This window comes from Agrobacterium sp. RC10-4-1 (genome assembly GCF_014138475.1).
Lineage (GTDB): Bacteria > Pseudomonadota > Alphaproteobacteria > Rhizobiales > Rhizobiaceae > Agrobacterium > Agrobacterium pusense.
On the sequence record NZ_JACJIT010000010.1, the window covers coordinates 216,693 to 227,579 of the forward strand.

The 10,887-nt window shown below is 59.5% G+C and carries 11 protein-coding genes and 1 pseudogene; 5 read left to right on the forward strand and 7 right to left on the reverse strand.

All coding sequences use genetic code 11. The features are described 5' to 3' along the window. Nucleotides 1–160 precede the first annotated feature (160 nt). The 4 genes and pseudogenes from FHW77_RS24410 to FHW77_RS26615 all read left to right on the forward strand — a co-directional run bounded on the left by FHW77_RS24410 (nucleotide 161) and on the right by FHW77_RS26615 (nucleotide 2,424). Nucleotides 161–976, forward strand: coding sequence for a helix-turn-helix domain-containing protein (locus tag FHW77_RS24410; protein WP_142187861.1), 816 nt, complete (start codon nucleotides 161–163; stop codon nucleotides 974–976). A 105-nt stretch (nucleotides 977–1,081) separates the two neighbouring features. Next, entirely contained in the window at nucleotides 1,082–1,768 is a 687-nt protein-coding gene (locus FHW77_RS24415) for a YbhB/YbcL family Raf kinase inhibitor-like protein (protein ID WP_142187747.1), read from the forward strand. Further along, nucleotides 1,765–2,208, forward strand: a pseudogene (locus FHW77_RS26610) (MFS transporter); the annotation flags it as partial. The gene FHW77_RS24415 and the pseudogene FHW77_RS26610, both read left to right, overlap by 4 nt. 6 nt (nucleotides 2,209–2,214) lie before the next feature. Further along, on the forward strand, nucleotides 2,215–2,424 hold the full coding sequence (locus FHW77_RS26615) for a phage holin family protein (protein WP_286086147.1): 210 nt from the start codon (nucleotides 2,215–2,217) through the stop codon (nucleotides 2,422–2,424). An 83-nt stretch (nucleotides 2,425–2,507) separates the two neighbouring features. On the opposite strand, the gene FHW77_RS24425 is transcribed toward FHW77_RS26615, so the two are convergent. Beyond that, nucleotides 2,508–2,831: a BrnA antitoxin family protein gene (locus FHW77_RS24425; RefSeq protein ID WP_142187748.1), complete on the reverse strand. Its 324-nt coding sequence runs from the start codon at nucleotides 2,829–2,831 to the stop codon at nucleotides 2,508–2,510. After that, nucleotides 2,831–3,076: a BrnT family toxin gene (locus FHW77_RS24430; protein WP_077986022.1), complete on the reverse strand. Its 246-nt coding sequence runs from the start codon at nucleotides 3,074–3,076 to the stop codon at nucleotides 2,831–2,833. The genes FHW77_RS24425 and FHW77_RS24430 overlap by 1 nt, the downstream gene beginning before the upstream one ends. Nucleotides 3,077–3,273: 197 nt before the next feature. Between FHW77_RS24430 and FHW77_RS24435 the strand changes: the two genes are divergently transcribed. Next, nucleotides 3,274–3,858 (forward strand): DUF3800 domain-containing protein, encoded by a 585-nt coding sequence (locus FHW77_RS24435; protein WP_182590859.1) that lies wholly within the window; start codon nucleotides 3,274–3,276, stop codon nucleotides 3,856–3,858. Here FHW77_RS24435 and FHW77_RS24440 read toward each other — a convergent pair. From FHW77_RS24440 to tnpC, 5 genes are all read right to left on the reverse strand, one after another. Then, a complete protein-coding gene (locus tag FHW77_RS24440) occupies nucleotides 3,855–4,295 on the reverse strand; it encodes a hypothetical protein (protein ID WP_142187750.1) in 441 nt (146 codons plus the stop codon). The genes FHW77_RS24435 and FHW77_RS24440 overlap by 4 nt on opposite strands. Continuing rightward, nucleotides 4,292–7,549: an error-prone DNA polymerase gene (locus FHW77_RS24445; RefSeq protein ID WP_182590860.1), complete on the reverse strand. Its 3,258-nt coding sequence runs from the start codon at nucleotides 7,547–7,549 to the stop codon at nucleotides 4,292–4,294. The genes FHW77_RS24440 and FHW77_RS24445 overlap by 4 nt, the downstream gene beginning before the upstream one ends. Then, a complete protein-coding gene (locus tag FHW77_RS24450) occupies nucleotides 7,546–9,057 on the reverse strand; it encodes a Y-family DNA polymerase (protein WP_182590861.1) in 1,512 nt (503 codons plus the stop codon). Before FHW77_RS24450 ends, FHW77_RS24445 begins: the two co-directional genes overlap by 4 nt. Then, nucleotides 8,978–9,742, reverse strand: a complete 765-nt coding sequence (locus tag FHW77_RS24455) for an ImuA family protein (protein WP_044460192.1) — start codon at nucleotides 9,740–9,742, stop codon at nucleotides 8,978–8,980. Before FHW77_RS24455 ends, FHW77_RS24450 begins: the two co-directional genes overlap by 80 nt. Before the next feature lie 317 nt (nucleotides 9,743–10,059). Further along, the coding region (tnpC, locus tag FHW77_RS24460; protein WP_286086142.1) for an IS66 family transposase at nucleotides 10,060–10,887 on the reverse strand (828 nt) is incomplete at its 5' end.

Genomic DNA, 10,887 nt, shown 5'->3' on the forward strand with positions numbered 1-10,887 from the left:
CCGGAACTGTCTGGGCGCCGGCGAGAATTCATGGTCGATGAGCTCATTCAGTCCGTCGATAATATCAGCGGGCCGAACCGACAGGACGCCTTGCGGACTTGGCACCGCCGCCCAGGTGGTCCAGACTGTTCCGGCAAACAAATTGCAGGAAGCCGTTGCAGTGCCCGAGGCTCATCACGACATGTTGGAAAAGCTGCGCCGCCTGGCGGCGAAGGATCGCCGCCCGACCGTCGCGCCCGACGGGATCGGCAGCTATTCCACGCTTTTTACCTTTGTCACGCGCGAACGCGAACGCATCGCTGGCTCGGCCTTTTCACAGGTTTCGATCGTCACCATCCTGGAAGGGTCAAAGGAAGTCGTGAGCATGGGACGGCAGCGACGCTTTTCGGCCGGCACGGCCCTCGTGCTGCCAGCCGGTTGGCGCGGCGATGTCGTCAATGATCCCGATCCGCAGACTGGTGTCTATCGGGCGATCTTCATCGCCTTCCCAAACGAGTTGACACGGCGGGCAGCGAAGGCTTTTCCACCTTGCCGGATCGCTTGCCAGACAGAGTTGACGCTCGACCCGTTACTGGCCGCGGCCATCAACCACGCCGGCCAGGGCATCGCCAACGGCAATGTGCCGGTCCCTCTGCTCGAGCACCGCCTTCTCGAAATCCTGATGGTGCTCGCGGTACGCGGCGCCCTGCCCGGTTTGCCGGAAACGACCGCCGAGGCGGTGCGAGCGCTGGTGCGCTGGCAGCCGGATCGCGCCTGGACCGCCGATCTGATCGCCGAGGAGCTCGGCACGAGCAACGCCACGCTGCGTCGCCGCCTGTCACGCGAGGGTGCTTCCCTGCGAGATGTTGTGGCGAGCGAACGGGTGGCCCTCGCAAAGACCCTCCTTGCAGAAGACGGGCTGTCGCTGCGGGAAGCCGCGCTCGCCACAGGCTATCGCTCGCCGCGCCGCTTCACCGATCGGCTTCGCAGCGCGTGAGCGTTTGCAGCTCCATATTGAGCGTTTTCGTGCACCGCCAGCCGGTACGACTTTGTTAGACCATGCCCTTGCAGCTCACCGAAGCAAACGCGAAAGGGCAACATCATGAAATCCATGCTCATACTTCTGAACGTCACCGTCGTCGCAGCAATCATCGCCACCCCGGCCCTGTCGGCCGATCTCAAGGTGACGTTTTCAAAGAGCAATGGCCCGATGCTGTCGCCGGAAAATGCCTCCTGCATTTCGACATCGTCCAGCAAGTCAGTACCCGGCCCCAACAAGAGCCTTGCCGTCTCCTGGTCGAATGGCCCCAGGGGCACGCGATCCTATGCGTTGACGATGGTCGACCCGGACGTACCCGCTGATTTCTCGCTGTTCAACAGGGCGGATAAAATCATCCCGGAGGATTTCAGGCGGATGGAATTCGTTCACTGGGTGCTGGCCGATATTCCTCCATCGCGCACGAGCCTTGGTGAAGGCACGGACGGAAACGGTCCGTCCGCCAATGGCCTGCCGCTCGAGCGCACGGCCCATGGGCGGCGCGGGCAGAACGGCACCGGCGGCGGCAACCTGGAGGATGGACCACATGGTGGTTATGTGGGCCCGTGCCCGCCGTGGAACGACGAGCGTGTCCACAGCTACCACGTTACGGTCTATGCGCTCGATGTCGACCGGCTGAACCTTCCCGATCTCTTCACCAGCGCCGATCTCATCGCTGCCGCGAAGGAGCATATCTTGGCATCGGGCAGCAGGGACCTGTTTTACACATTGAATGCAAATGCTGGGAAATGACCGGGACGAGATGGGATGCCGAAGCGCGGGCCGAGCCGGAAACCGCGCATTGGATGCGAAATCTGATTGTTTGCCTCGTTGGCTCGTTCACGACGATCGTGGCGATGACGCTCCTGCTCCCCTTCCTGCCGCTCTATGTCGAGGAGCTCGGCGTCAGCGACAAGGCCGCGATCGTGCAGTGGTCGGGCATCGCCTATGGCGCCACCTTCTTTGCCGCCGCGTTCGTAGCGCCGCTCTGGGGACGGCTTGGCGATATTTATGGCCGAAAGCTGATGCTGATCCGCACCAGCCTCGGCATGACAGTTGCCATCTCGCTAATGTGCGTGGCGGGCAATGTCTGGCAGCTGGTGGCGGCGCAAACGCCGAAGCATCGCTCCGCCTGGGCGCTGGGCACGCTATCCGCCGGCGCCTTCACCACCATTATTGCCTCCCTGTTTGGTCGCTTCATGTGGCACGGCAACGAGGCGCGGAAAGGTCGCCGTAAGTTCTTCGGCATTGAACTGTTTTGGGAACTGCCTGTCGCTCTCGGCATGGCAGTCATCGGCGAAAGTGCCGCCGCCTATGCCGATCTTGGTCAGCCTGCCTCAACCGGGCTGATTGCGCTTTTGGCCTATCTCGGGCCGCGTGGTGTCGAAGCGCTCTTCCATATGGTTTGACCGACGCATGGCCGGTTGATCAACTCTGTTAGTATCGTCAAAGCCGTCCGGTTCGCGCCGGGCGGCTTTTTGCGTTTCGGTCGTCAGCGAAGGCCAGATAGCTTTCGCAAATCGCTATTGATGCGTGATTGCCATCCCTTGCCCATCGCCTTGTAATGCTCCACCAAATCAGGGTCGAGACGGATAGTAACCGGCGTTTTAGGTGCGTCCGCCTTCGGCCTACCACGGCGCGCAATCTCCCGGTCGATGCTCTTGGCAAGGTCGGGAAATGCTTCGCCAAAGGGCTTGGCTTGCGCCATCTCTTCATCCGTGGCTTCGGGCGCGTCGGGGTCCGACGCAATCATCCGCTGAATTTCCACCTCTTCCTTCTCAGTGAGGGGGCGTTTCGAAGAAAACTTTACGGGCATTAGAGCCTCCTTTCCTTGGCGCTGGCTGGCCGCATGGAAATGACGGACAGAGCCTGCGAACCTAACGGGCGAAACACCACTGCGATGATGATGCGGCCCTGAAACTCACCTACGGCCATGAAGCGGTTTTCCTTGGCAGGAAGGACAATAGAGCCCGCAAAAAACTCAATCGTCAAATCGGCAAAATCGAGACCGTGTTTCTCGAGATTCGTCAGCCGTTTCGTTTCGTCATAAGTGATTTTCATAATCTGTACGTACAATAATTACGCGGCCCGCGCAAGCTTTTTGTACGTACACAATATACAATCTAGCTCGTGCCGTTTCGTGCGGCAATCATCCGCCGCCGCAGCCAAGACACGGTAAGAGTGGCTCCATGGATATGATCGGCCGGAGTTTGCCGTAGCGAGGCTGTAACGCGCACCCGTCCAGCATACCCACGCGTTTGCAGCACCAGGACGGAAAAATATTTTATTACGGCAGAGAAAAGATAAGAGATACCGATGTTGTGAATGCAAATGGTCTTTACACAACCGTATTTTCGCATGCAATACGGCAGATCGATGCTTATTGTGAGAGCATCGGACAGAACTTCGTTTTGATCGTTGACGAGCATTCTGCTCGGAAAGAACTATTGGAGACTGCCGCTAAAACTATGTACGGGAATGCTCCGACGCGGAAGCTTTTGAGTCCGCCATTTGAAGTTGAGAGTTACCTTAATCAGAACATGCAGGCTGCAGATTGGATTGCCACTATCGTAGGGCGCCTGTGGTCGTACCGCATCTGCACTGATGATTACAAAATGCTTGAGCCCTATGAAAAATACTACTGGCAGAGGCTGCATGCAGTTACGACGCATAGCACAGTCATGACCCGGCCCAAGAAGTCTGCGCCAACATTTTCAGGATCGAAAGGAAAAATCGGCTCCTTAGGTGCCGTTTTGCAACAGGCAATTATTCAAAAAGAAACATTGGTCGTAGCGGAAAAAACCACGGTCGTAGTGCAAGATTCTCTGCCTAGGAAGGTCTAGATCAACCGAGCGCGCACCATTGTTTGCTCGTTGATGTGAAGTTTAGGCGAATCGTTGTTCGATGAACTGACGAAGTTTGGCATGGGCCTGACCATTTCGATCTGCCATCCCCCTAGAGTAACAATCTCGTTCCGCGTCGTCTGTCGTGAGCTTAGTGGTACAACAACAGTCAGGGCGGCAGGCATTCGACACTTTTTAAAGAAGCGTAATGGTTGCGTGGAAAAAAAGAAGTCCAGACGGCGACCAAGCCGCTGATTTCGTTTAGAATCAGCGGCCCGTACGGAGGCCGCCATCGCTTTGCGCCAGGATCGTTTACAGGTGTCCATGGGCGGCGTTGGCATCGCAGGCGTCGAGCTTGCAAGCAGGTTTTCAGGCACAAACGCCGCAGCCGATAGCCGGGTTTGTTCGCAGGAAATTTTCGCGCGGCAATAATTCATTGAAAATTCCGGCTCTTCACCTTGAGCGTTTCGATATGGAGATCAGGCACGAACATGTCGCGCGGGACAACGGGCTTCGGCCGATCGCGTGAATCCGGCCCGCCGCCTCCGTGGGCAAACTCATCGCCGCGACCAGCCGGCAGCCTGAACTCCGTATCTCGATCGGCAAGGCCAACCAGATCGCCTGAGAGATCGAAGAGTTGCTGGGCGACGAGATGGACGACCTCCCCTTCCCGCTGAATCCGTCCGTTGATCGCCATCATCGAAGATCCCAGCACGATGCGCCTGCGTTTCTCGAACAGGGTGGGCCAGACAACGACGTTGGCCGGTCCGGTCTCGTCCTCGATGGTGATGAACATCACACCCTTGGCCGATCCCGGCTTTTGCCGCACAAGAACAAGGCCAGCCGTATAAACCCAACGCCCATCCCGCGCATTCATTGCCTCAGCACAGGTGATGATGTTGCGTGCCGACAGGTCCTCGCGGAGAAAGGCGACAGGATGCTGGCGCAAAGTCAGCCCGATGTGGCTGTAGTCCTCGATGACATTATGGCCGTCCGTCATTTGCCGAAGCGCCACCTCTGGCTCCTGCTGCTCGGCAATCGCCGTCGCCTCGCGTTCGGCTGCGGCTGCAAACAACGGCAAGGGCTCGTCGCGCAGCGCCTTGATCGCCCAGAGCGCAGCGCGTCGTTCGAGTTTCAGCGATGGCAGAAAGGCGTCGGCCTCCGCGAGTTGAACAAGCGCTTCGGTCGGCACGCTGGATCGGCGCCACATGTCATCGACTGAGGCGAACGGGTTGTTCATGCGCGCTGCAACGATCCGTGCGGCGTCCGCGACAGCCAGCCCTTTCACCTGCCGAAACCCGAGGCGCACAGCATGACGATCGCTGCCTCCAATCCTTTCCAGCGTGCAGTCCCATCGCGAGCGGTTGACGCAGACCGGCCGCACCTCGACGCCATGCTTGATCGCGTCCCCGACGATCTGGGCCGGAGCATAAAATCCCATTGGCTGGCTGTTGAGAAGGGCTGCACAAAAGACGTCGGGGTAATGGCACTTGATGTAGTTCGAAGCGTAGGCAATCAACGCAAAGGAGGCCGCATGACTTTCCGGAAAGCCGTATGAGCCAAAGCCCTCCAGCTGCGAAAAGGTCTTTTCGGCGAACTCGGCCGAATATCCGTTCTTGACCATGCCTGACACCAGCTTGTCCTTGAAGCGCGAGACGCCGCCGGTGAACTTGAAGGTCGCCATGGATTTGCGTAGCTGGTCGGCCTCACCGCCGGTAAAGCCGGCACAGACCATGGCAACACGCATGGCGCTCTCCTGAAACAGCGGCACACCAAGTGTCTTGCCGAGCACTGCCTCCAGCTCAGGGGTCGGATATTCGACCGGTTCCTTGCCTTCACGACGGCGGAGATAGGGATGCACCATGTCACCCTGGATTGGACCCGGCCGCACGATCGCCACCTGCACGACGAGATCGTAGAAGGTGCGCGGTTTTAACCGCGGCAGCATCGCCATCTGCGCGCGGCTTTCGATCTGGAACGTGCCGAGCGTGTCAGCCTTGCGGATCATCGCATAGGTCGCGGCATCTTCCTGCTCGATCTTCGACAGATCGAGATTCTCGCCCTTGTGTTCGCGGATCAGATCGAAGGCCTTGGCCATGCAGGTGAGCATCCCGAGCGCCAACACGTCCACCTTCATGAACTTCAGTGCCTCGACATCGTCCTTGTCCCATTCGATGATCTGCCGGTCTTTCATCGTCGCCGGCTCGATCGGCACGAGATCGTCCAGCCGGTCATGGGTAAGAACAAAACCGCCGGGGTGCTGCCCCAGATGCCGCGGAGCACCCATCAGCTGCTGCGCGAGTTTCAGGGTGAGCGGTAAGCGCCGGTCGTCGGGGTTGAGATTGAGCTCACGGATGTTTCTGTCGGGTACTTCTTCCGACCACGACCACATGCCTGACGATAGCGCCTTGATGACATCCTCCGGCAAGCCAAGTGCCTTACCGACATCGCGGATCGCGCCCTTGGCGCGGTACCGCGTAACGGTGGCGCAGAGGGCCGCCTTATCCTTGGTGTAGGTCTTGTAGATCCACTGGATGACCTCCTCGCGCCGTTCATGCTCAAAGTCGACATCAATGTCCGGCGGCTCGTCGCGCTCCTGACTGACGAAACGCTCGAAGAGCAGATCATTGGTCGAGGGATCGATTGAGGTGATGCCCAGAATATAGCAAACAGCACTGTTGGCGGCGGACCCCCTGCCCTGACAGAGAATGCCCTGGCTTCTGGCAAAGCGCACGATCGAAAACACCGTCAGGAAGTACGGCGCGTATTTCATGGTGCGGATGAGATCGAGCTCGTGGCGTACGGTCTTCAACACATCCGGCGGCAGACCTTCCGGGTACCGGTCCGGCGCACATTCCCAGACATAATGCTCGAGCGATCCTTGAGCATCCTTGCCCGGAACGATGGCTTCCTCCGGGTACTGATAGGTCAGCTCCTCAAGCGAGAACTTGCAGCGATGCACGATTTCCAGGGTTCGCGCGAGTGCTTGCGCGTAGCGCGGAAACAGGCGTGCCATTTCCTCCGGTGGCTTGAGGTAGCGGTCGGCGTGGCGTTCGCGCTCGAAACCGACATCGTCGATCGTGGTGTTGTGCCGGATACAGGTAACGATGTCCTGCAATTGCCGCCGGCCCGGCTCATGAAACAGCACATCATTGGTGACGACGGTTCTGACCTTGAACCGAGCCGCCATGTTGGAAATCTCATGCAGCCGCAACTGGTCGTTCGGTCGCCGACGCAGACAGAGAGAGACGTAAGCGCGATCACCAAACACCTCAGCCATTTTTCGAAGCTGGATCGCGCAAAGATCATCCGGCAGATCCGGCACCAGAATGCCGATCATCCCCTCGGAGTAAGCGACGATATCGTCCCAGTGCAGGATGCAGTTGTTCTTGCCGCCGCGCGATTTGCCCAGCGTGATGAGGCGAGTGAGGCGCGAATAGGCGGATCGGTCCATGGGATAGACCAACACAGACATCCCATCCGCGAGATCGAGCCGACAGCCGACGACCAGGCGCAAACCGGTGGCGCGAGATGCTTCCAGGGCGCGGACGATCCCGGCCAGCGAATTGCGATCGACGACGCCGAGTGCTTCGATGCCCAGCTGTTTCGCCGTCTCGAACAATTCCTGTGCAGAGGAGGCGCCGCGCAGAAAGGAAAAGTGGGTCGTGACCTGGAGCTCGGCGTAGCTCATGCGAAGATCCCGTGGCAGAACCAGCGATGGGACCCGGTCTCGGGATCCACTCCGTCGCCGGAGCGGAACACCCACAAGCGCTCGCCTGCCTCGTCCTCGATGACAAAGTAGTCCCGTACCGCGTCCATTTCGGCGTCGCGCTGCCACCACTCCCCGAAGATGCGTTCCGGGCCGTCGGCGCGTTTGACCTTACGGCGCTTGCCGCGCCAGACGATGGAAACAGGCGGCCGGTCCGGCATCAGCGCAATCGCCTCGATCAGTTCGGGTCGTGGCAAAAGCCGGACTGGACGGCGCCAATGGCTCACCCAGGCAACAGGGATCGGTTCAGCAACGGGACTGATCCGCCGGACGGAACGTTCCGGCACATCGGATGCAACCGGCGCGACGCGATAGACCCGCTGGCCCCGATTTCCATAGATATCGATGAGCGGTGTCACATCGGTGATGTCATCCTCGACCAGAGCAGAGACTTTCTGCGCCTCCTCCAATGGCTCTACCATGACGGCGACAAGGGTGAGCCTCTCGATCCCGAAACCCGGCTCGATCTTTTCCGTCCGGTCCCGAAACAGTTTCGTCAGCCAGGCAACGTCGCGGGCAGGTTTGGCAGTGCCTGCGCGAATGGCTTGTCTGGTGCCGTCGACCTTCTCGACGATCAGGTCGGCGCGGCGCACCCCAAGGCCGCGCTTCTGAAGCTCATCGACCAGTTGGACGACGAGGCGGCCGACATATTTGTTGATCGTTTCGGCAGCGCCAATCGGTTCAGCGAAGGCTTTCGAAACCTCGACCAGCTCAGGCGTGCGGATCGGCTCGATAGGCTCGGCGATGCGACAGAGCATCTGATCGAGACGGCGCCCAACCTCCGGTCCAAAGCGCAACGTCAGCGGCGCGCGCGGGGTATTGGCAAGCTCCCCGATCGTCTGAAATCCGAGAATGCGGAGATCGCTGACAATCTTTGCCGGCAGACGCAGGAGCGATATCGGCAGCTTTTCAACGGCCCGCACTGTCTCACCCGGCGGAATGACGATCGTCTCGCGGTTGATGGCGCGGGCGCAGGCATGGGCTGCACCCCAGCTATCGGCGACCGCCACGCGGGCAGTCAGCTTCCTGCCCAGAAACTGGTTGGCGATCTTTGTCACCATTGGCAGCTCGCCGCCCTGCAGGTGGTCGGCGCCTTCGGTATCCATCACGATGCCATCGTTCCCGTCGACGGCAACGATTGGTGAATAGATCGTCAGTGCCCACAGTGTGATGCGTTCGAGAGCTACCCGATCGGCTTCGATATCGGCGTCGACCATCATCAGGCCATGAAACAGCGACTGCGCCTTTGCCGCCGGCATGCCGACATGCACGCCTGCCGCCCTGGCAGCCAGGTCGGCAGCCGAAACCCATCGCTTCGACCCGCTTCTTGCGATCACGGCAATTGGCTGTTCAGGCGAAATGGAGGGATCCGCCCGCCGAATACGATCCGTCGGCAGATCCGGAAGATAGATCGAGACGACCCTTGTCATCACACGCCCTCACGAGAAACTCAGCACACTCACCCGCTTTCACGCGCATCAATTCAAGAAACCATTGAGGCCTGCCCACCCCCGGTACCGGCAGCTCTTCCGATGGCATCACACTGACCCGCCATCTGGTTGTTGACGCCGTCGGCTGGCCAAAATCATTCGCCTCGGTCTGCCGTCGCCATCGCCGGACGGCAAGAGCCATCGTCCCGGTTCGCTCGGCGGCTAGCTGCAATCGGCGGGAACTGACCATCGGCAGGCGGACAAGTTCGCCGACGACCGCCCCGAGACCGCCGAACGACAGTCCCTCCTCCATATTGGCCAGAACATCCTCTTCCCTGTCGGACTCGACAAAAATAACGCGGTCAGGATGGAGACCGACCTGGGCAAGCGCCGGAAAAAACAGATCCGGTCGCGTCAGACACCAGATGACCGGGCCTCTGGTTCGCGCGGCAATGCCCGCCACAAAAAGCGCTGCTGCTGCGCCATCGACCGTACCGGATCCTCCGCCCGCAAACTCATGCAGGGCTCCATAGGCAAGCCCGCCGCCAGGCAAGGCCGCATCGATCTTTGGGACACCGAAGGCGAGCGTTCCGGCCCGCTTCGCGGCTGCGCCCTCCATCGAGGCGATGCGGTCACGCAAGTCACAGATCAGATCTGTTACCCCCTTGGGGCGGGCAGCAGTCATCGTTCACGGCTCCCTTCAAGGTCGTGTTCAAAGGATCGACATCATGTCGTACGGGCTATCTGTTCATTGTTTGTTCCTATAGTGCAAAAGAGTCAAGCACTACAAAGTTGAGGAATATTATCCCAATATTAGCAAGATCGAAGATTCGAAAAAGATTCAAGCACGTAGGAAGCAAAAGAATTTTTTTGGCATGTGCCTATTGTCGACCCCACGCGGTATTGTCGCGGCGACGGACATGGTTGTCGCCAGTGCGAAAAGTGCACGTTGCGGCGATTACATTGGCGTTGGGTACAGCGTAAGCGGCAAGCTGAGGCCGTTCAGGCCTTGTAGCTCCACGGCATAAGGACATCGATTTCGCTACTAGGCCAGCCATTTGCGAGGCGCTCGAGTGTTTGCGTCAGCCAGGCCTGGGGATCGACAGAATTCATCTTTGCAGTCTGCAGCAGCGTCGCGATTGTCGCCCATGTCCTGCCGCCGCCATCGCTGCCGGCGAAGAGGCTGTTCTTTCTCGTAATTGTCTGGGGCCTGATTGCGCGCTCAACTATGTTGTTGTCGAGCTCGATGCGGCCGTCGGTGAGAAAGCGCTCGAAGATGGAGCGACGCGAGGTGGTATAGCGGATCGCCTCGGCCAGCTTCGACTTGCCGGAGATCCGCGGTAGCGTCTTCTGCCAGAGGGCGAAGAGCTCCGTGACAACCGCAGCAGATGTCGCCTGGCGCGCGGCGACACGGGCGTCAGGGCTTTGGCCGCGGGCCGTTTCTTCCACCTGCCAGAGCTTCGCCATCAGTTCCACCGTCTCGGTGGCGATCCTGGAGCTGTCTGAGGCGTGGAGCTCGTAGAACTTGCGCCTGCTATGGGACCAGCAGTAGGCCAGCATCACGCCGTCATTGCCTCCGTCAGATCTGGCAAGCTTGTTATAGGCACCATGTCCGTCAACCTGCAGAATACCGCGATAGCCACTCAGATGCCGGGCGACCCGATCGCCAGCACGGCTATCTTCGAAGCGATAGGCAACCATCGGCGGGCTACTGCCACCAAAGGGTCTGTCATCCCGGGCATAAGCCCATATGTGGACGGCTCCCACTTGCAAGCACTTTTTCAGATAATTTTGAGCGGATAGCTTGCTTCCATATGTGCGGCCTTTCGA

What these genes read in the sequence shown, in the direction of transcription:
- FHW77_RS24415 (WP_142187747.1), top strand. Translation starts at nt 1,082, where the DNA reads ATGAAATCCATGCTCATACTTCTGAACGTCACCGTCGTCGCAGCAATC.
- FHW77_RS24450 (WP_182590861.1), bottom strand. Translation starts at nt 9,057, where the DNA reads ATGACAAGGGTCGTCTCGATCTATCTTCCGGATCTGCCGACGGATCGT.
- FHW77_RS24440 (WP_142187750.1), bottom strand. Translation starts at nt 4,295, where the DNA reads ATGAATTATTGCCGCGCGAAAATTTCCTGCGAACAAACCCGGCTATCG.
- FHW77_RS24445 (WP_182590860.1), bottom strand. Translation starts at nt 7,549, where the DNA reads ATGAGCTACGCCGAGCTCCAGGTCACGACCCACTTTTCCTTTCTGCGC.
- FHW77_RS24455 (WP_044460192.1), bottom strand. Translation starts at nt 9,742, where the DNA reads ATGACTGCTGCCCGCCCCAAGGGGGTAACAGATCTGATCTGTGACTTG.
- FHW77_RS24430 (WP_077986022.1), bottom strand. Translation starts at nt 3,076, where the DNA reads ATGAAAATCACTTATGACGAAACGAAACGGCTGACGAATCTCGAGAAA.
- FHW77_RS26615 (WP_286086147.1), top strand. Translation starts at nt 2,215, where the DNA reads ATGTGGCACGGCAACGAGGCGCGGAAAGGTCGCCGTAAGTTCTTCGGC.
- FHW77_RS24425 (WP_142187748.1), bottom strand. Translation starts at nt 2,831, where the DNA reads ATGCCCGTAAAGTTTTCTTCGAAACGCCCCCTCACTGAGAAGGAAGAG.